Source organism: Carboxylicivirga fragile, from assembly GCF_050589805.1.
GTDB classification, from domain to species: domain Bacteria; phylum Bacteroidota; class Bacteroidia; order Bacteroidales; family Marinilabiliaceae; genus Carboxylicivirga; species Carboxylicivirga fragile.
In genome coordinates this window covers 51,616-71,902 of the sequence record NZ_JBNGOY010000001.1, presented here as the reverse complement: position 1 = coordinate 71,902, position 20,287 = coordinate 51,616, and the positions used below count along the sequence as shown (strand labels likewise).

Below are 20,287 nucleotides of genomic sequence, written 5' to 3'. Positions count from 1 at the left end.
ATTTCGGTCAAATATAAACAATATTTAAGATTTAAAGCTCTTAAATGCGTAATCTCAGCTTACTTTTTCCGCCTATAATTACAATCTGAATATTACATTTGTTTCCATTATTTTAAAGTAATCGTCTTTTTTTTGCCGACCACATAACACTTAAACTTGTAAATACTACAACAGAAGCACTACTCAAGGGCATTAATATAGCTGCAAATAAAGGATTTAACTGTCCGGTAACGGCAAAATACAAACCAACTACATTATAAAGAAACGAAATGCCTATTGCTAAGTAAACGATGCGTAAAGCTGACTTGGCAAAATTGATAAATACGGGTAATTTAATTAATTCCTTAGCACTAATGATGGCATCGCTTGATGGTGAAAACTGATAAACATCATCGGCAACGGCTATTCCAACATGTGCTTCCTTAAGTGCGCCAACATCATTCATCCCATCTCCAACCATTGTTACAAACTTGTTGTTGTCTTTTAATTTCTGCACGTAAGCTTGCTTGTCCTTAGGCGATTGGTAAAAGTGTAAATTATCAGCATTGGCAATCTCACGCTCCAATATCTCACGTTCTGCATCATTATCACCCGACAGTAAATGAACCACTGCTTTTTTCTGCACCACTCGTAACATTTCTTTCCATTCGGGACGATAATAATTAGTTATCACAAAATGCCCAATAGCTTTATCGTCAATGGATACATACACCCGCGCAGACTCTTGTTTTATTTTACTTTCAATTCCAATATATGATGCTGAACCAATTTTAATGTTGTGATTCATTATCATGGCTTCTACCCCTGCACCTTCCAATTCTTTAAAATCCAACACTTCAAATTCATCGGCATCGCTTAAGTGCTGATACAAAGCTCTACTTAATGGGTGGCGTGATTGATGCGCCAATGATTTAATGATGGAGCGATTAAAATGATCTAGTTCCTCACCTTCATAACTTACCTTAAAAGTGTCAGGGTCGGTCAATGTTCCTGTTTTATCAAAAACCACCTGATCGGTTTTAGTTAAGCCTTCAATAATGGAACTTAATTTGAGATAAAAATGGTTTTTACCAAGAATTCGGCTGGCATGCCCAAAGGCAAATGGAACAGACAAAGCCAAGGCACATGGGCAAGCAATAATCAATACCGAAGTAAAGGCCAATAGTGCCTTTGAACTGTCGAACCACAACCAATAAAGCGCTGTTAAGGAGCTAATAATAAGTATTGCAATGGTAAAATATTTACTCACCATATTTAGCGTCAACGAAAGCATCGATTCCGACGATTTCTTATCGGTTCGCTCTTTCCACAACTCTGCTAAGTATCCCGTTTCAACTTTTTTCTCAACCTTTAATAATAATGCGCTACCAATAACTCTTCCTCCAGCATAAATAGTATCACCCTTTTGCTTACGCACCGGCACCGATTCGCCTGTTATAAAACTATAGTCGATGGATGCACCAATGGATTCTAAGCTAGCATCAGCAGGAATAATTTCACCATTTCGTACCGAAATCAAATCACCAGATTCTAATTGATTGATTGGTATAATTTCTTCTTCATTATTCTTTATACGAGTAATGCCCAAAGGAAAATAAGATGAATAATCATTGTCGAAACTAAGTGCCTCATAGGTTTTGGCCTGATACCATTTACCGATTAACAGGAAAAAGATCAATCCAGTTAAAGAATCCAAATAACCGGGTCCGCTTGATGTCGCTATCTCATACGTACTGCGCAAAAAAATAGCTATAATACCTAATACAATAGGCAAATCAATTGAAATGATTTTGCGTTTCAGGTTCTTCCAGGCGGTGATAAAATAGTCGTTTCCTGAATATAACATCACAGGTAGAGCTAAGAGCCAGCTAATCCATTTAAAAGCCTCAATTAATTCAGGATTCAACGCCACATCGTCCGATAAATACTCTGGAAAACTCAATAACATTACATTGCCAAAAACAAAGCCTGCTATCCCCAGTTTTACCAAAAGCTGACGGCTTTTTTTGCTCGACTTCTTTTGTTCCTCCGTTTTAATGTGAGGTTTGTAATTAATTGACGAAAGCAAATTCATCAATTCGCTTAATTTTATCTGTGCTTCGTTATAAGTTATGCTTGCTTCTCGCTTATTAAAATTAACCGTTGAAGTAATGACCCCTTTGTGCAGGTGTTGTAAATTCTCGATTAGCCAAATGCATGAACTACAGTGAATAGACGGAATATATAATTTAATGCGGCAGGTATCTCCATCATGAAAATCTAATACCGATGCCTTAATCTCATCCTGATCGAGGTAATCGTAATATTCTGAAGTTGTTGATTTTTTTCGAATGCCAGGCGCATTGTTAATATCGTAATAAGTACCCATATCGTTGCTTTTCAAGATATCGTACACCATTACGCATCCTTCACAACAAAAGTCTTTATCATCGTGCTTTACCCAAGTTTGAGAAGGGCTTCCACAGTGGTAGCAAGTTTTTGGCATTATTATATGTGTGTAAAGTTTAATCCAAAAATAAATGTCTGATTCCTAAATCAAGAATCAGACATCTTATTTCTTTTAACAATCAACTTTGCAAAAGGATTAAGCAACTATCTAAACAATTGAAATAATTGTTTCCAAAGTATGTTTTTTTCCGGCTTGAACTGTAATGGTATCTTCCAAGCTATTAGCTGCTTCCACACAAAGCATGTGTTTATAATCCTGATCACCCAAATCTTTCATTTCTGCAGACAATTGTTTCCCGGGGTTCCATACCACAGTAATTTCACTACCTCGTTTTTCTACCTTTATTTGTCTATCCTTATCATTAATAAGGCATGGCGATTCTGTTCTTCTATACCTGCAATCTATTCTATCTGAAAACCTAAGTAATTCTTCCTTTTGCAAACCTTCCTTTTCTGACACATCATCCAGAAAGGCAGTATCTTTTAAGCCCTTAAGCGATGTGTCAGAAAAATCAGACAGCTTAAAATACGAATGCAAAGCTGAACTAATTTCAAACGGTACATCGTTTTTATTGGTGGTAATTAATGATACTGATAATTCTTTGCCCAATTTAACCACCAGTTCTGCATTAAAAACAAATGGCCACAATTTCAATGTTGATGCATTACTTGTCAAGCCCAATTTTAGCGTTACTGCATCATTTGTGCTTAAGCACGATACGACTTTCCAGGTAGAAATACGAGCAAAACCATGCGATGGCAATTCTTCATTGTTTGGGTGTGAACCAAACCAGGGCCAACAAACCGGAATGCCACCTCTAATGGCCTTGCCATCTTCGAAGTAACTTTGACTACTCATAAAAAGAATCTCGTCCTGATCATGGGGTTTAAAACTCAGTACCTGTGCACCATAAAGCGATACTTTTACTGTTGCATATTTATTCTTAATTTCAGCAATAATGGTATGGTATTCATCAATAAAGCGAATATTATCATTGCATCCGTATTCTTTGTTTAGTGTAATTAAATCCATTATGTAATACTTTGTTTAAGGTGTCGAAAGATAGTGTTTTTACCGAGGGTTTCGCTTTAATGATTAGGTAAAAGCGCCAGCCTAGACGATGAAATTTTTTATATTTGTGTAAAACTTAATATATGGTACCAACTCGTCAGCAAGCGCTAGCCCTTTTTAAGCAATACAATCAAAGCGAAAGTCTTTATAAACATGCTCTATCGGTAGAAGCGGTAATGCGCCACTTTGCCAATAAATACAATGAAGATGAGGAAAAGTGGGGAATCATTGGTTTAATGCACGATGTGGATTACGAACAATTTCCGGAAGAACACTGTATAAAAGCAAAAGAGATTTTAGAAAAGGAACAATGGCCCGAAGACTACATTAGAGCCATTCTATCTCATGCCTATGACATATGTACCGATGTTGAGCCCGTTCATTTAATGGAGAAAATCCTGTATGCCACCGATGAACTGACAGGACTAGTTACAACCGCTGCGTTGGTTCGTCCCGATAAGAGTATCCACTCCTTAAAACTTAAATCCATGAAAAAGCGATGGAAGGATAAACGTTTTGCTGCTAAAGTTGACCGCAGTATTATTACAGATGGAGCACAACGTTTAAATATGGATTTGGATGAATTAATATTGGAAACCATCGAAGGGATGAAAACAGTAGCCAAAGAATTAGGATTAAATGGTGTTTCAAATGAATAAATAAGGATGAATTGTGCCCTTTAAATACAGAATTTTCGCCTTATATTTAGAAATTAACTAAAAATAAGCAATTAATTTTCCATTTCTTTACAAAGAAAATAATCTCCCCAATAACCTGAATTTAAGCGTATATAGGCGCATGTAATTGCGATATCAAAAGCTAATAAACCTAAAAATCATCAACTTTATAGTGCTTAAGCTAAATTAACTTCAAATATTCCAATTATTCATTTATATTTGCGCCATTATTATAACAATTTCAATACAAGTAAAATGAGTAAAGGAACAGTAAAATTCTTCAACGACGCTAAAGGTTTTGGTTTCATTTCTGAAGATAACGGAAAAGAGCATTTTGTACACGTAACAGGATTGATCGACGAAATTCGCGAAGGTGATGAAGTTGAATTCGATCTTCAAGAAGGTAGAAAAGGCTTAAATGCAGTAAACGTAAAAGTTGTATAACTTACAATATATTTTACAATACCAAGAAAGAGGGTATCCGTTTGGACACCCTCTTTTCTTTTATAAATGGGGCTTTTGAAGCGTTTTAGCTTTATCAATAAAGCCTCAATCAAAAAAAAAGTAATCAATTTGTTAGATAAAACCATTTAATTGGATTTATTCCAATTAATAATTTATCTTTACATCATTATTATAACAATTTCAATACAAGTAAAATGAGTAAAGGAACAGTAAAATTCTTCAATGACGCTAAAGGTTTTGGTTTCATTTCTGAAGATAACGGAAAAGAGCATTTTGTACACGTAACAGGATTAATCGACGAAATTCGCGAAGGTGATGAAGTTGAATTCGATCTTCAAGAAGGTAAAAAAGGCTTAAATGCAGTAAACGTAAAAGTTGTATAACTTACAATATATTTACAATACCGAGAGAGAGGGTATCCATTTGGATACCCTCTTTTTTGTGTTATAAGCACATGTTAATGTTGACATTGATGCCCCTCTTCTGCGTGCCCATGCGCTTGACAAGCTACACCAGAGTCATTTAAAGTACCTGCAATAAATGATTCCGCAAGTTTACTAACATCACCTTGGCATCCGCGAATAACATCAATACCGAAGTTGTTCAACTTATTTAATGCTCCATTACCCATATTTCCAGCAAGCATAACACTCACGCCTTTATTCTGCAAAATGGATGCAATGTTACTTTTACAGCCACAGCCCTTGGGCGATGGTAGTTTCTCCGTTTCTGTAATTTGCTTTTCTACCACTGTAAACACAGTATACTCATCGCAATGACCAAAGTGGTCATCAACGACATTTCCTTTCGTTGGAACTGCAATTTTCATGTTTTGGTTCTCCTTTCTTTTTTAAATATAGTTGGTGGTGATAATTTCCTTCTCGCATCATAGCCCGTCCACACTTATCACATTTTACTTCGCGGCACGGCTGCCCTTTAATATGTGGAATACGCTCATTGCAATGCACACATATACAATATCCGTTTGTTTCAGTCGCCTTATTCATCCGTATTATTCAGTTTTCGTAAATTATCTGATTGGCAGTATTGACAAGCACTTACTGGTTCATTTTCAATGTTAAGTTTCATACATGCCTCGCACTTATACCAGTGATCATCGGTATGGTAATCACCACCTTCAATAAAAATGGCCTTACCTTCAACAAAAGCTTTCGCAATACTTTGTCTTGCCTTTTCATAAATTCGCGTAAACGTTGGTCGCGACACATTCATTTCATCCGCCGCAGCAACTTGTATTAGGCCTTCGTAATCTGTTAAGCGTATGGCTTCATATTCTTCATAAAGCAAAATAACGGGCTCAAGTTCGGTCATTGGTATCCCAAAGGGTTTAAACCCTTCCATTATAGGCGGGTGCAGTATTTTACGACTTCTTTTTTTTCGTGGCATATCTTTGTATGGTAATAAAAGTGATAATCACAGTGCAAAAATATAATTTATTTGAACATATGTTCATTATCTTATTGTATTTTTGTGTAAAATTTTTGTTGATGGAAGAAAAAATAAAGAATAGCGAGACCCGACAATTTAAAGCAGTGTTTCCAACCACATATAATGCGAACGAAACTTTGTTTGGTGGCTTAGCCCTAAAATGGATGGATGAAGTAGCTTACATTACCGCTACCAGATTTACAAGACAACGCATGTTCACTATTAAAACAGGTGAAATTAAATTTCATAAAGCCGTTGGAGAAAATACCATCGTTGAAGTTGTTGGTAAAATATCAAAAGTTCAAGCCGTTACAATTGATGTTGCTGTCGATATCTATTGTGAACCCATGTATGACACCGGTCGCGAAAAAGTGATCAGCGGCGTGTTTACTTTCGCTTCGCTCAATGATAAAAATAAACCGCAAAGAATTAAAATTAGCTAAGTTTTACATTGCTTACAATTATTTCCAGAGGCGCCAATTTATAATAGCACCTCTTCTATCCTATTAGTTCATAACAATTAAGGTTTTGAATAATCATATCAATCAGTCTAATTTTTAACAAGACTGAATTTAAATTAGTCACAGGTGACTATCTGCACTTTTTATATCTATTTATCTAGATATATTTGCATTTCGATTATTCAATACCTAAATAATGAACAAGATCATTACATTTACTGTGCTTGGCACAGTTTTAATTCTATTAGCGCTTAACTTATTTCATAAGGAGAAGCCTTTGAATTTAGCTCAATACGAGTTAAAACAGAAGTATGCTGTTCAACCATCTTCATCTGTTGATCATTCAAAATTTACCATTTTGCAAGAGCAGTTTGACACACCTCAGGAAGTTACTGAGGCCTGTTTAACTTGTCACAACGAACGCCACAAAGAGATTATACAATCCAGCCATTGGAATTGGGAGCGATTAGCTTACGAGGAAGGTAAAGGTATTACCAGTGTTGGTAAGAAAAATGTGCTCAATAACTTTTGTATTGGTGCTAGTAGCAACGAACAAAGCTGCGCCAAATGCCACATTGGCTTTGGAATGGGTAACAATACTTTTGACTTTGAAAATGCACGTAATGTGGATTGCATGGTATGCCATGATGGTAGCGAAGAATATATTAAAGGTTCGGCCATGGCGGGTTATCCCGATCGTAGTGTTAATTTAAATAATGTAGCACAAAGTGTAGGGCGACCAAATAAAATCAATTGTGGTGCTTGTCACTTTTACAGCGGTGGTGGAAATAACGTAAAACACGGCGATTTGGAAGAAGCACTGCTTTCCTGCGATCGAAATACCGATGTGCACATGGCCAGCAATGGCATAAACATGTCGTGTGTCGATTGCCATACAGCAGATAAACATCAAATAAAAGGAAAGTTGTATTCGGTATCCTCAACAGATGTAAACCGCCTGAATTGTGATGATTGCCACGGTGCTAAACCACACCACGACGAATTACTTAATCGACATTTTTCAAAAGTAAGTTGTCAAACTTGTCACATTCCAACTTACGCTAAAGAGAATGCCACCAAGATGGCCTGGAAATGGTCGGAAGCAGGACGTTTGGATGAAAATGGTAATGCTTTTCATGAAGAAGATTCCATGGGCAACCACTCCTACTTATCTATTAAAGGTGAGTTTGTATGGGAAAAGAATGTTGAACCTGAGTACTATTGGTTCAACGGTCAAGCTACTCATTATGCCCTGGGCGATACCGTTTCTGAATTTCCTATTCAAGTCAATCGCTTACTAGGCGATGCTCATGATAGCAAAGCAAAGATATACCCGGTTAAAGTGCATCGAGGAGATCAGATTTACGATCCTGAAACAAAACTATTAATTCAACCACGTTTGTATTCCGAATCAAAAGGTGACAGTGCTTATTGGATGGATTTTGATTGGCAATTATCCGCTACAGCAGGCATGAAGGAAGTGGGTTTGCCCTACAGTGGTCATTATGAATTTGTAGAAACAGAAATGTACTGGCCTATCAACCACATGGTATCGCCCAAGGAACAAGCCTTATCGTGCGAAGAATGCCACACTAGTAACAATGGTCGATTGGCCAATTTAGACGGTTTTTATCTACCAGGACGCGATAGCAATGACTGGATTGAATTATTGGGAAATATCTTATTATGGGCATCAGTTGCGGGTGTTTTTATTCATGCACTAGCTCGCTTTTTTAAAGCCCTATCAAAAAACGAAGTTGAATCAGAAGACATAAAATACGATTAAAATGGAAAAAGTATATATCTATAAAAAATTCGAACGCTTTTGGCATTGGAGCCAGGCTGCACTTATCTTTTTCTTAGCACTCACAGGTTTTGAAATACACGATTCATTCCAGTTGTTAGGGTTTGAGATAGCGGTCGCCTATCACCGTATTGCTTCTTATTTATTATTAGGTCTGATTGGACTTTCAATTTTTTGGCACTTCACCACTGGCGAATGGAAGCAATATATACCAACTATATCAAAGCTAAAAGCGCAGATTCAATATTATACCATTGGGATGTTTCGCAACGATCCTCACCCAACCATTAAATCGGCTCGTAAAAAGCTAAACCCTCTACAGGCCATGGTTTATTTGGGTTTTAAATTGGTGATGGCACCCATCGTTATCCTATCTGGCTTACTGTACATGTATTTTAAAACCTATGATGCCAATGATATTATCATCATCAGTGATATTCCTTTAGAATACATTGCCTGGGCTCACACCATAGGTGCCTTTTTATTGCTGTCGTTTATTGTTATTCATGTATACATGACCACAACAGGGCATACATTAACCACTAATATTAAAGCCATGTTAACTGGTTGGGAAATATTAGATAAAGAGGATAAGAGCACCTCAAACAGCGAAGTTGAACCTACTAAGGAAAAAGAGAAATGATAGAAACTCCTAAAAAATACATGAACCCTTACCTTGCTGGTTTCTTTCTAGGGTTTGTTCTATTGGCTACTATCTACATTAGTGGTCGAGGGCTTGGCGCCAGTGGTGCCTTAAAAAGTGTAGTAATGCAAACGGTTCAAAGCGTAACTCCAAGTCATGCTGAATCGGTAGATTATTATAAAAAATATGCCGATCAACATCCTGATGGACCGTTGAAATCCTGGTTGTTCTTCGAAGTCATTGGTGTTATCATTGGTGCCTTTTTATCAGCCGTTATCTCTAACAGAGTATCGCTTAAACTTGAAAAAGGCGTTGGTGTGAAAAACTCAACACGAATTGCAGCTGCCATATTTGGTGGTGCACTCTTTGGTTTTGGTAGTCAAATAGCGCGGGGCTGCACCAGTGGTTCAGCCTTAAGTGGAATGGCAGTCATGTCCTTTGGCGGCATCATCACCATGTTATCAATTTTTGGGATGGCTTACGCATTGGCCTTCTTTTTTAGAAAACTTTGGATAAATAAAGCAAATTAACAATGGCACCATTAGTACCTCATATTATAAGCAACGAATTTAACTTCATCCTTGCCATCATTATTGGTATAGGTTTTGGTTTCGCGCTTGAACAAGCTGGTTTTGGTTCAACAAAAAAACTGGTTGGCCTTTTCTACGGCTACGATTTCACTGTATTAAAAGTATTTATGACTGCCGGCGTAACGGCAATGGTTGGTGTCATCTTACTCAATCACATGGAGTTACTTGATGTAAGCATCATCTACATAAACCCAACATTCTTATGGGCCGCTCTAATTGGCGGTGGCATTATGGGAGGTGGTTTCATTATTGGCGGTTTTTGTCCAGGCACAAGTGTGTGCGCGGCTGCTACCGGTAAGGTTGATGGCATGGCCTTTGTGTTTGGGGCCATACTTGGCGTATTTGCCTTTGGCGAATCATTCCCTTTGATTAAGGATATGTATTACGCTGAGAATTGGGGCGATTTATTGGTCTTTGAAATGATGGGCTTATCACGTGAAGTATTTGGACTCATCATGGTGATTGGAGCCACAGTCATTTTTATTTTGGTTCAAAAAATAGAAAACCGTGTGAATGGTAAAAAAGTGCCATGGTTAAAATCTGATGTCAAAAAATATTCAGTGGCAGTGGGACTAGCTATTGTTGTCATCGTGCTTACAATGATTACTCCAACACGTGGCGAATTAATGCATCAACGTATTGAAGAAAGTCTTGTGTCGAATGCAGCCGATATAAAAACAATGGATGCCGACAAGTTAGCTTACGAACTAATGCACCAATATTATCAGTACAATGTGATTGATGTGCGCTCCAAAGAGGCATTTGAGAAATTCCATATCCCGACGGCCATAAACGTGCCTTTGAATGAATTAAACAAACAGGAAAATCGGTATTTGCTGCAGCAAAATATTAAAACCAATGTATTTTATGGGGATGATGTGGATAATGCCAAGCGCGCCTTACTGATTTCAAAATACTACGGTAAAGCAGAAAATGCTGCATTAAGTGCTAGCGCAAACGATTTTAATGTGCAGTTCTTTCAAATAGCTGAGCAAAATGCACCTGCCACTAAAGATGAAATGAATACTTATAACTTTAGGGTTGATGCAGCTACTAAGCTTACTGAAATAGCCAAAGCAGTGGCTAATCTGGATAAGCCAGTTGTTAAAAAAGTAAGTCGCGTAAAAGGAGGTTGTAGTTAGAATTAATAGATCAGAAGATTGTTAGATAATTGACGACTAGACTGTATTCAAATCTGCACCAATCTATTGTAAATTTAAACGATTACACACAGGAACAGTCCGATTTATTCGGGCTGTTTTATTTTAAAACAATATTTTGCACAATGTCCTCACCAATGGCTTGATTGAGGTTAACTATTATCCGGTCTTTCCACATCAATAACTCATTGCGCAATACGCTGGAAGTCAGCTCTACATATAAGGTTCCTTGATGTATGTATATTCGACTAGTTGCTTTAGCAACCGCTGGACCAAGTACCCTTTCCCAATAGGTAACCGCACGGTTTTCCAATAGGCGCTGGTTTAAGTTTTGCTCTTTTAAGCATTCCTTAATAATATCCTTTATGGGTAGCGCTGACTTCTTTTTCATTTAACTTCCTCCAAATCTTTCACTTGTCCGCCTTCAACACCAATTATTTTATAAGCCTTACCAGTTTGCTTTACAATATCTAGCACATACGATTCCTTGGTATGAGTAATAAATATCTGATTGAATAAATCTTCTGATACCAGCTTTAGTAATTGATTGCTACGCGCATCATCCAACTTATCAAAAATATCATCTAACAACAAAATGGGTTTCAAACCATTATGGCGGTGGATAAATTCGTACTGAGCCAGTTTAAGAGCTATTAGAAAGGTCTTCTTCTGCCCTTGCGATGCCATTTTTTTTATAGGAAAACCACTTAACTGCATTTCCAGGTCATCCTTATGGATACCCTTAGAGGTATAACCAACTATCACATCCTTCTGCCAAACTTCCTTTAACTGATCGACCAAAGTGCCATCATGTAGATGCGAACGATACTCAATGGCTATTTCTTCCTTGCCCTCTGATATGTAGGCATAGTATTTTTGAAACACCGGAACCAACTCCTTCAAAAAAGCCGCTCTTTTTTCATAAATACTATGTGCCAGTTTCGATAATTGCTCATCCCACAGGCTTAACATGCTGGTATCGCGCTTGCCTGATTCACGCATTTGCTTTAATGTTGCGTTGCGCTGTACCAAAGCACGGTTATAGCGTAATAAATCATCGAGGTAGGCACGGTCGTATTGCGAAATAACACCGTCCATGTATTTACGGCGCAGTTCACTGCCATCGTTTATCAATTGTTCATCCGACGGTGTAATCATCACCAAGGGTAAAAAACCAATGTGCTCAGCCAACTTACCGTATTCTTTTTTATTGCGCTTAAAATGTTTTTTCTGAGATCGTTTAAGTCCACAATAGATTTGTTCGTTCTCATCGTTACGCAAATATTGACCTTGTACCACAAAAAACTCCTCATCGTGCCTGATGTTTTGACTATCTACCGAGTTAAAATAACTTTTGCAGAAGGATAAATAGTACAAGGCATCCAACACATTGGTTTTTCCAGCTCCATTATGCCCAACCAGACAATTGATTCCCTGAGAAAACTCAATCTCGGCCTGGTCGATATTTTTAAAATTTACAAGGTTAAGATGCTTAATGTGCATGTGGATGATTTTGGCACAAAAATAGTCATCCAAACCCAACTGTCAGCATAAATATGCTCACTTCATAATATTTTTTTCAACAAGGCTCTAAAATAAGGGAAACACGCTTTTGTATTTTTGTTAAAACGATTACATTTGCCTTTCGAATAAATAAACGAGAATATGTCAAAGCAACAAAAAGGTACGCCTGCAGAAGATAATTTCGAAAATGTAGAAAGTGCATTAAGTAAAACAGAGCATTTTATTGAAGAAAACCAAAATAAACTAAGCATTATCGCCTTAGCGATTATTGTTATAGTTGGTGGTTACTGGGGATTAAAAAAGTTCTACTTTTTACCTTTAGAAAACGAAGCTCAGGCTCAGGTTTTCTATGCGCAGCAATATTTTGAGCAGGATAGTTTTAAATTAGCCCTTAATGGTGATGGAATCAATCCAGGTTTCGAAGAGATTATGGATGAATTTGGTTCAACCAAAGCAGGTAAATTATCTGGCTATTATGCAGGTATTGCTCATTTGCAGATGGGAGATTTTGAAGAAGCAGTTTCTTACCTAAAGGGGTTCTCTTCATCGGAGATTAACATCAATGCAACAGCAACTGGAGCATTAGGAGATGCTTATGCTGAATTGGGTGAAACTGATAAGGCCATGAGCCAATACAAAAAAGCAGCTAGCATTGACAATGAATTAACTGCTCCTGTGTATTTAATGAAATTAGCTTTAATGCACGAAACAGCTGGTAATTATGCTGAAGCAGTAGCCAGTTATACCGTCATTAAAGAAAAATACAAAAGCTCAAGCGAAGCACGTCAGATCGACAAGTATTTAACACGTGCTCAATTGAAGCAAGGTAAATAAGATTATCGTTAAGATTTTTAAAGAGGTTGTCTTGATTGTATGGACAACCTCTTTTATTTTTGTGAAAAATAAAGCATTATGGCAACAAGTTTAAAAAACCTATCGGATTATAATATTGAAGCTGTACCATCTGCCAGTGAAATGAAGTTTGGCATTGTTGTTTCGGAGTGGAATACAGAAATAACAGAAGCTCTTTATCAGGGTGCCTACAACACTTTAATTAAACATGGCGCTAAGGAAGATAATATCCTTAAGAAATATGTTCCGGGTAGTTTTGAATTAACCGCAGGAGCAAAATACATGGCCGAACTAACAGATGTAGATGCTGTTATTTGCTTGGGCTGCGTTATTCAAGGAGATACGCCACATTTCGATTTTGTTTGCCAAGGCGTAACGCAAGGCATGACACATTTGAACATACAATATCCCATTCCATTCATTTTTGGATTACTGACCACTCTTGATCAACAACAAGCTCTTGACCGATGTGGCGGCAAACACGGTAATAAAGGAGATGAAGGAGCAATAACTGCCATTAAAATGGTAGACTTGAAAAATAAATTAAAAAGCGCCCAATAGTATACACTTCGATTGAATAATGAAACTGGTTTTTCTGCATTTTATTTGGCAAAACCAGTCATTTTAACTTCGGCATTATACCAGAATAATAAGTCCATTTACGTGGATAAAATGGAATTGTTTGGCCTTTAAAAGCATTAAGAGCATCTTTGGTTAAGTACTGGAGATGCTTTTCATGTAATATAAGAGCAATATTCTTATACCTTCATTCAGATCAGCAGCGCCGTCTTTAAAAAGCCATTCAAAACGATTCACATTCCTTTCGATAGCTACATTGAAGCTACCAAACATCTTTCTATTTGAAGGCTTAAATACGGACCTTGACACTATTTTTTGCACATACCTATTAAGTGGATTAACATCTTCTTCCTCGTAACTCAAACTTGAATCATCAACCAAGGTTTGTACTTCTGCAACGGAAGGCTTTAAAAAATACATGGGATCAAAAAACAATTGCATAAACCATTCGGCTAAGCTTTCTAAAACTTTATTAAGATTATTTTCCACAACTTAATTATTTTGGGTTATTACTGAACTTTGAGAATGAGAATATTCTAGTCGGAACTAAAAACTATCGCAATTTACTACTGATTATAAGTAGTATACAAAATATTTAAGTAAAATATCAAACTTAAAACTTGACTTAACTCAAAATAAAGCTTAAATTATTTACTTAAATTTTAGCTTAATTTATTACTTTTACTTAATTATGTATTGACTGAATTTTCCATGAACTCAAATCAAAAACACATGCAATCGAATGCCGCGATTCATATGATGCAGCAATGGCCTGTATTTATGGAAGGCATTGATCGTATTGTTGGTTTTTGGAGTGACGATAAAAGCCAGAAACTACAAGGCATGGAATGGTTACGAAACAGTTTAAGTCAACAAAGTACTAGTTTTGAAACGAGCTCTGATTTAAGTAAAACTTTACAAGTCACAAGAGAAGCAGCAGGTGGCTTTCAATGGTTGAATGCGGAAACACTTCCTTTTCAATCCTCTAGCAAAACATCTATCGGACAACTGGATCTATTCAGCGAAGCGCAATACCTGGTTCTATTGATACGAATTAAGCTTGAACAAAATACCTTAGGCGATTTATATTATTTATTTTTTAGAAACGACAAAAGTAATTTTGGTATCAATGGTGCCCAAGAAGCGTTTAGCACATCGGAAAAGGCCATTATAGGACGCCTGGCATTTCAATTTGCCAATACAAATCTAAGTCTATATCAAAAACAGAAAAATACATTTAGACAGTTCAAAAAACAAACACAATCTGTTTTAAAATCAATGCATGAGCAGCAAAAAGCTCAAATGCATGAAATCAAACAATGGAAAAATGATTGGATAGAGCATTACTTATTCGAATTAGGCGAAAGAAACGGCTTTAATTATGTTATTCAAGAATCGTGCAAGGAATCGCTTATACAGCACTGTAAAACGATACGCCAATTAAAACAAAGCATAGAAAAAAGCTTAGTTTACATTTGTGAACTATTTGAATTTACAGCTGGGGACACCATAGAACTAGAATTAGCATATCTACAATTCTCAGAAATTGAAACGCCAAGGCCAGAAAGTAGCAACACACCCCAAAATCGCCTATCAAAAACAATGCTATTACTCGATCGTCTGGAACAATCAGCTCAAAGCACACTTAATGCAGGACAAAACCTTACAAGTGCTCAGGTGGGGCAAAACATGGAAAAGGCAATTAGTGCACCAGCTATTAGTGACGCATTAAAAAAGAATCGAGCACGTATTTTGCAATTATTTTCGCAATATCCCGACCGTTGGAATTGCATTCGACACCAATTTAAGCCCATTATGAATCTAAAAGAAAAAAACACAACATATTTAAGCGCCACATCTTAAATAGTTTGCATTTTTTATTGAAAAAAAATGCATTTTTTTTGTTCTGATATTTGGTGACAATGGTGTATTCACCTATATTTGCAACCGCAAAAACAGGATGACTTAGTAGCTCAGCTGGTAGAGCAACGCCCTTTTAAGGCGTGGGTCCAGGGTTCGAATCCCTGCTGAGTCACCACCAAAAAAGCAATCTATTTATAGGTTGCTTTTTTTCATTTATAAGGATTCGTGAATTGCCTTCTTTTAAGGATCAGGATTCAGTTCATATCTCACATAAAATAGGGTATCGAATAAAACGCATCAAGTGCATTTCAAAAAGGTGATTCGTCTGATCCAGGCGCATAAGTGCGAGCAAGCAATAGGTATACTCGTATACCATAAATCAGAATTGCAGTTAGAATGCTTTGTTTAAAACAGAATGGATCAGATGCTTCTTCTAATTTATAAGACCACCTATTTTCACAGATTATTTGTTCTTCCTGAAAAATGGAAAGCAGTAAGAAATCACTTCAAAATGCCGTCATTAACACCAGGTATAAGAAAGCGTAACTATGACTACACCTACCATTCCAACAACAGTCAATTAGGTACATAAGTGGATCTGTGCTGCCTTAATAGAGCGCAATAGTGGCTATCATATAGCAAGACTGTCATCCCAAGGATCAGGAACTAGAAAGGTGCGTATATTCTACCATATATTCCAAAAGGTTGATCAGTATTTTATTGAAAAATAGCACAGTAAACTTCTTACCAGATACATCATTAAATAATTACAATCACTAGAAGCTTACGAAGCTGTATTACAAATGTAATTTAAGCAATTGTTACATTTGTAATACGAAAGAACTGGATAAAAAAATACCCGAATAACAAATGTTACCCGGGTAGTAATCTATTGAAATAGGTTTATATACAGCTACTACGCTTGCATTGCACCTACTAAATCACTTGCTTTGGCAAATCCATGTTCTTTACAATAGGCCTCTATTCCATCTATTATCTTAAGCGTTACGGCAGGATCAATAAAATTAGCAGTCCCCACTTGTATGGCCGATGCACCAGCCAACATGAACTCTATGGCATCATTGGCATTCATTATGCCGCCCATACCTACAATTGGAATATTAACAACCTGGGCAACCTGCCAAACCATGCGTACTGCAATAGGTTTTACGGCCGGCCCCGATAAACCACCTGTAATGGTCGATAAAATTGGCTTACGAGTCTTAACATCGATGGCCATACCAAGTAAGGTATTAATTAAGGAAACCGAATCAGCTCCAGCATCCTCTACAGCCTTAGCAATCTCAGCAATATTGGTTACATTAGGAGACAGCTTTACCATCAAGTGCTTCTTATACACCTTACGTACCGCTTCAACAACCGCAACAGCTGATGGGCAACTCGTACCAAACGCCATTCCGCCTTCCTTCACATTGGGACAAGAGATGTTTAGTTCAATACCAGGAATATGATCCAAGGCATTAACCACTTCAGCCGTTTCAACATACTCTTCAATGGTTGAACCCGATACATTCACAAAAAGATGTGTATCGTAATGCTTAATGCGTGGATAGATGGTATCGGCAAAGTAATGCACCCCTTTATTCTGCAAACCAACCGCATTTAACATGCCCTGAGGTGTTTCTGCCATGCGGGGATAGGGATTACCCTCTCGGTGTTTAAGCGTTGTTCCCTTGACCATTATACCACCCAAGCGAGATACATCAAAGAAATCCATAAATTCCTCTCCGTAACCAAAGGTACCAGAGGCCGTCATCACCGGATTTTTAAGGTCTAATCCGTTTAAATCTATCGATAAATCTACCATTTTAAATAAGTTGAATCAAATACTGGACCATCTGTACACGTACATTTATTACCATCTAAAGTTTCGGCAACACAGCATAAACATGCCCCAAAGCCGCATGCCATATGGTTTTCGAGCGAAACCTGACACTTAATATTGTGATTGCCCGCATACTTCGCCACCACCTTCATCATCGCTTCAGGTCCGCAGGTGTATATCTGATCAATATCAGGCGTTTGTGTACGCATTACCGGATGATGAATAACAAAACCTTTGGTTCCTACTGATCCATCTTCGGTTGTTGTATGCACGGTTCCCAATTGTTTAAAGGCATCTAAGGCAATCAAACCTTCAGCTGTTCTGGCACCTAGTAAAAACTGTGGCTCAATACCATTGGCTTTTAAACGTCGTCCCATGAACAACAAAGGCGCAATGCCGCATCCACCACCAACAAGCAGAACACGTGGTTTATCAGGCATGGCAAAACTATTGCCCAAGGGGTAAACCATATTACAAGTATCACCTTCCTTTAGAGCACACATTAACTGAGTACCCTCACCAATTTCCTGTACCAGCAAAAGCATGGTATTGTTTTCTTCATCGATGTCGTGGATGGAAATTGGCCTTCTAAGGAAGGTATTAGGGCCATTATCAACCCTTACTTCTACAAATTGACCTGGTAACATGGGAGGTAATTTCCCCGGATGCTGGAGAGTTAAGACCACATATTCGTGGTTTAAGCGCTCATTTTTGATGACTTTAAAATCGTCAACGTATTTTTTCATACGCGTTACTACTATTTAAATCGTTGCATTAATAAACCTGTACCTACAAATGTAATTTACTTTTGTAAACAGTTTAAAATCGCTGCAAAGATAGAAAAAATTGACGAATTAAATTCAGAAATATTGCGAATGCAGGAGACGATTATTCAGGTTTATACTCGGCAAAGGTCTTATCGGTATAAAATACAACCATTCGTTCAACCACCTTTTCACTTTTGGTAGTATCAACAACCGGTTTCGTTTCGTATGTTACCTGACTTTCTTCTTTAGCAGTATTTAAGGGTGTTTTAAACGACTTTTTAGGAAGTGATGGTGACTCAATGCTTAATTGTTCGACAACTGGCTTAGTTGCTTTGTTTTTTAACATTTCACCTTGTCCGGTAATTAACCAATCGCCACTGATGTGTGGAAACTGATTTAAAAGTTTATTTAAAAAGTCCAAACCAGGTTTATTACGCCCCGACATAATGTGTGAAACACCTGATCGTTGCACACCAATCAGATCGGCTAATCGCGATGGTGTTATTTTCTCATGTTTAATAATGGCTTCTAAACGCTCTTTCATGATGGTTGCTAATTGTAAACAAAGGGTTGAAAACAATATTCATACAAATGTAACACATAAATTACAATTATACCAAACAAATCCTGATTACATTAATAACCATTTGTAACTTGGTGTGGTTAATATTGTAACTTAACACTGTACCTAATTTAATATCTACGTATTCAAAATCAATATTTGTTAATAATTACTATAGGTCTACTTTGTTAATTAATTCAAACAATGACTATTAACAAATTTTTACATCTATATTAAATACGGCTGTACGATAGAAAGTATCAGACTAAATTATATACAAAGGCTTCTGTAAGTGTCTATAAAACAAGGAAGCAACACCTATGTTAATATATACTTTATATAAATACTATAAATAGCTGGTTTTTAAAGCTTTTATTAGTACAACCACAGTGTTTAATGGGGCGATCTGCTATATTTATTACAGATGTGTTAATCTATTTTAACTATTTAATACAAGTAAATTGTATAAATGACTGAATTTATGATTCTTATATCAAAATTTAACACTTATTTATAATTGCTATCAGTGGATCAAATAGTGTAGATTTGTAAATTACATTTGTAATGAGTCGTGTAATAAAGAATGTCTAATCGTGGTGGTTTGACCTTGAAAGATAGTTCACGTTTGTAACAAATTCTCTTTTTTATACGAACGCCTCTCTCCTATTTAATTTCAAAAATCATAAATCAATAATTCAATCCTCCAAAATTAGATTCTCACCTTATTAGTATAAGCTTCCTATTTGCTCTTCAAAACAAAATTTAGCTATAATCTACAACAGTAAAGCTTCATTTGTATATTGGATTCTGATTGCTTTAATTATTGTTAACTATTAGTCAATCTCTGTGCCATATATTCTAAAAATGTGTTAAAAGAAAATCTACAGACTTAACTTGATGATATGCACAAAAATTCTATTTTTGCCGAATATATAGATTTATGGAAATAGTCACGATTATAGTAATAGCTATTGCCTTGGCCATGGATTCATTTGCCGTCTCCATTACCCTTGGTTTATCACTTAAAAAATTCCGGCTTACTTCTGTTGCAAGAATTTGTTGTTTTTTTGCTTGCTTTCAAGGAATCATGCCTGTTATAGGTTGGTGGTTGGGACATTCTTTTGCTGATATAATCAGTGCCTACGATCATTGGCTTGCTTTTGGCCTATTAAGTTTTATTGGTGGGAAAATGATATATGAGGCAATGTTTGCTCACAATGAATCAGAAAAAGCTTATATAAATACTGATTGTATAAAAACCATTACCACACTGGCTATAGCCACTAGCATTGATGCCTTGGCTGTCGGTATTTCTTTTTCTCTTTTAAATGTTGATATTATTCTACCTGCTATTATTATTGGTATAGTCACTTTTTTATTTTCTTTAGCTGGCATTGGTATTGGTTGGCGTATTGGCAGCCGCTTTCGCAATAAGGTTGAAATATTGGGTGGCATATTACTGATTGGAATTGGTATTAAGGTATTGATTGACCATATGCTATAAACAACAAAGGGGTATCACAAT

22 protein-coding genes and 1 tRNA gene are annotated in these 20,287 nt (G+C 36.7%); 13 read left to right on the top strand and 10 right to left on the bottom strand.

From position 1 onward, the window contains the following. Positions 1-112 precede the first annotated feature (112 nt). Both ACRD7B_RS00340 and ACRD7B_RS00335 read right to left on the bottom strand, forming a co-directional pair. On the bottom strand, positions 113-2,485 hold the full coding sequence (locus ACRD7B_RS00340) for a heavy metal translocating P-type ATPase (RefSeq protein WP_430822439.1): 2,373 nt from the start codon (positions 2,483-2,485) through the stop codon (positions 113-115). A gap of 111 nt (positions 2,486-2,596) precedes the next feature. Next, the gene (locus tag ACRD7B_RS00335) at positions 2,597-3,481 is read right to left on the bottom strand and encodes a D-hexose-6-phosphate mutarotase (protein ID WP_430822438.1); all 885 of its coding nucleotides are present in this window, start codon (positions 3,479-3,481) and stop codon (positions 2,597-2,599) included. Between the two features lie 122 nt (positions 3,482-3,603). Here ACRD7B_RS00335 and ACRD7B_RS00330 point away from each other — a divergent pair, with 122 nt between their 5' ends. The 3 genes from ACRD7B_RS00330 (at position 3,604) to ACRD7B_RS00320 (ending at position 5,045) form a co-directional block, all read left to right on the top strand. Beyond that, complete coding sequence (locus ACRD7B_RS00330) at positions 3,604-4,179, top strand: HD domain-containing protein (protein WP_430822437.1); 576 nt, start codon at positions 3,604-3,606, stop codon at positions 4,177-4,179. Between the two features lie 273 nt (positions 4,180-4,452). Then, a complete protein-coding gene (locus tag ACRD7B_RS00325) occupies positions 4,453-4,641 on the top strand; it encodes a cold-shock protein (RefSeq protein ID WP_430822436.1) in 189 nt (62 codons plus the stop codon). A 215-nt stretch (positions 4,642-4,856) separates the two neighbouring features. Next, positions 4,857-5,045 (top strand): cold-shock protein, encoded by a 189-nt coding sequence (locus tag ACRD7B_RS00320; RefSeq protein WP_430822435.1) that lies wholly within the window; start codon positions 4,857-4,859, stop codon positions 5,043-5,045. Between the two features lie 74 nt (positions 5,046-5,119). On the opposite strand, the gene ACRD7B_RS00315 is transcribed toward ACRD7B_RS00320, so the two are convergent. Beyond that, positions 5,120-5,491: a NifB/NifX family molybdenum-iron cluster-binding protein gene (locus ACRD7B_RS00315; RefSeq protein WP_430822434.1), complete on the bottom strand. Its 372-nt coding sequence runs from the start codon at positions 5,489-5,491 to the stop codon at positions 5,120-5,122. 170 nt (positions 5,492-5,661) lie between these two features. Then, positions 5,662-6,069, bottom strand: coding sequence for a DUF134 domain-containing protein (locus ACRD7B_RS00310; RefSeq protein ID WP_430822433.1), 408 nt, complete (start codon positions 6,067-6,069; stop codon positions 5,662-5,664). 101 nt (positions 6,070-6,170) lie between these two features. Here ACRD7B_RS00310 and ACRD7B_RS00305 point away from each other — a divergent pair, with 101 nt between their 5' ends. The 5 genes from ACRD7B_RS00305 to ACRD7B_RS00285 all read left to right on the top strand — a co-directional run bounded on the left by ACRD7B_RS00305 (position 6,171) and on the right by ACRD7B_RS00285 (position 10,751). Next, positions 6,171-6,554, top strand: coding sequence for an acyl-CoA thioesterase (locus tag ACRD7B_RS00305; RefSeq protein ID WP_430822432.1), 384 nt, complete (start codon positions 6,171-6,173; stop codon positions 6,552-6,554). Positions 6,555-6,768: 214 nt separating this feature from the next. After that, positions 6,769-8,358, top strand: a complete 1,590-nt coding sequence (locus ACRD7B_RS00300) for a tetrathionate reductase family octaheme c-type cytochrome (protein WP_430822431.1) — start codon at positions 6,769-6,771, stop codon at positions 8,356-8,358. 1 nt (position 8,359) lies between these two features. Then, positions 8,360-9,019, top strand: a complete 660-nt coding sequence (locus tag ACRD7B_RS00295; protein ID WP_430822430.1) for a cytochrome b/b6 domain-containing protein — start codon at positions 8,360-8,362, stop codon at positions 9,017-9,019. After that, a complete protein-coding gene (locus tag ACRD7B_RS00290) occupies positions 9,016-9,549 on the top strand; it encodes a YeeE/YedE thiosulfate transporter family protein (RefSeq protein ID WP_430822429.1) in 534 nt (177 codons plus the stop codon). The genes ACRD7B_RS00295 and ACRD7B_RS00290 overlap by 4 nt, the downstream gene beginning before the upstream one ends. Before the next feature lie 2 nt (positions 9,550-9,551). Continuing rightward, positions 9,552-10,751, top strand: coding sequence for a YeeE/YedE thiosulfate transporter family protein (locus ACRD7B_RS00285; RefSeq protein ID WP_430822428.1), 1,200 nt, complete (start codon positions 9,552-9,554; stop codon positions 10,749-10,751). 118 nt (positions 10,752-10,869) lie between these two features. Here ACRD7B_RS00285 and ACRD7B_RS00280 read toward each other — a convergent pair whose 3' ends face one another. Both ACRD7B_RS00280 and recF read right to left on the bottom strand, forming a co-directional pair. Continuing rightward, entirely contained in the window at positions 10,870-11,160 is a 291-nt protein-coding gene (locus ACRD7B_RS00280) for a DciA family protein (RefSeq protein WP_430822427.1), read from the bottom strand. Beyond that, positions 11,157-12,272: a DNA replication/repair protein RecF gene (recF, locus tag ACRD7B_RS00275; RefSeq protein WP_430822426.1), complete on the bottom strand. Its 1,116-nt coding sequence runs from the start codon at positions 12,270-12,272 to the stop codon at positions 11,157-11,159. Before recF ends, ACRD7B_RS00280 begins: the two co-directional genes overlap by 4 nt. Positions 12,273-12,434: 162 nt before the next feature. Between recF and ACRD7B_RS00270 the strand changes: the two genes are divergently transcribed. Together ACRD7B_RS00270 and ribH are read left to right on the top strand one after the other, a co-directional pair. After that, a complete protein-coding gene (locus tag ACRD7B_RS00270) occupies positions 12,435-13,127 on the top strand; it encodes a tetratricopeptide repeat protein (protein ID WP_430822425.1) in 693 nt (230 codons plus the stop codon). A gap of 78 nt (positions 13,128-13,205) precedes the next feature. Further along, positions 13,206-13,706: a 6,7-dimethyl-8-ribityllumazine synthase gene (gene ribH / locus ACRD7B_RS00265; protein ID WP_430822424.1), complete on the top strand. Its 501-nt coding sequence runs from the start codon at positions 13,206-13,208 to the stop codon at positions 13,704-13,706. 153 nt (positions 13,707-13,859) lie between these two features. Here the strand turns inward: ribH and ACRD7B_RS00260 are convergent, their stop codons facing one another. Continuing rightward, entirely contained in the window at positions 13,860-14,213 is a 354-nt protein-coding gene (locus ACRD7B_RS00260) for a hypothetical protein (protein ID WP_430822423.1), read from the bottom strand. Positions 14,214-14,435: 222 nt separating this feature from the next. Between ACRD7B_RS00260 and ACRD7B_RS00255 the strand changes: the two genes are divergently transcribed. Together ACRD7B_RS00255 and ACRD7B_RS00250 are read left to right on the top strand one after the other, a co-directional pair. Continuing rightward, positions 14,436-15,587, top strand: coding sequence for a hypothetical protein (locus tag ACRD7B_RS00255; RefSeq protein WP_430822422.1), 1,152 nt, complete (start codon positions 14,436-14,438; stop codon positions 15,585-15,587). 99 nt (positions 15,588-15,686) lie between these two features. Then, a tRNA-Lys gene (locus ACRD7B_RS00250) sits at positions 15,687-15,762 on the top strand. A 741-nt stretch (positions 15,763-16,503) separates the two neighbouring features. Here ACRD7B_RS00250 and ACRD7B_RS00245 read toward each other — a convergent pair. From ACRD7B_RS00245 to ACRD7B_RS00235, 3 genes are all read right to left on the bottom strand, one after another. Then, the gene (locus tag ACRD7B_RS00245; RefSeq protein ID WP_430822421.1) at positions 16,504-17,415 is read right to left on the bottom strand and encodes a dihydroorotate dehydrogenase; all 912 of its coding nucleotides are present in this window, start codon (positions 17,413-17,415) and stop codon (positions 16,504-16,506) included. Continuing rightward, positions 17,409-18,179, bottom strand: coding sequence for a dihydroorotate dehydrogenase electron transfer subunit (locus ACRD7B_RS00240; RefSeq protein ID WP_430822420.1), 771 nt, complete (start codon positions 18,177-18,179; stop codon positions 17,409-17,411). Before ACRD7B_RS00240 ends, ACRD7B_RS00245 begins: the two co-directional genes overlap by 7 nt. A gap of 142 nt (positions 18,180-18,321) precedes the next feature. Beyond that, entirely contained in the window at positions 18,322-18,744 is a 423-nt protein-coding gene (locus ACRD7B_RS00235; protein ID WP_430822418.1) for a helix-turn-helix domain-containing protein, read from the bottom strand. Between the two features lie 958 nt (positions 18,745-19,702). Between ACRD7B_RS00235 and ACRD7B_RS00230 the strand changes: the two genes are divergently transcribed. After that, entirely contained in the window at positions 19,703-20,266 is a 564-nt protein-coding gene (locus ACRD7B_RS00230; RefSeq protein ID WP_430822417.1) for a manganese efflux pump MntP, read from the top strand. Positions 20,267-20,287 lie beyond the last annotated feature (21 nt).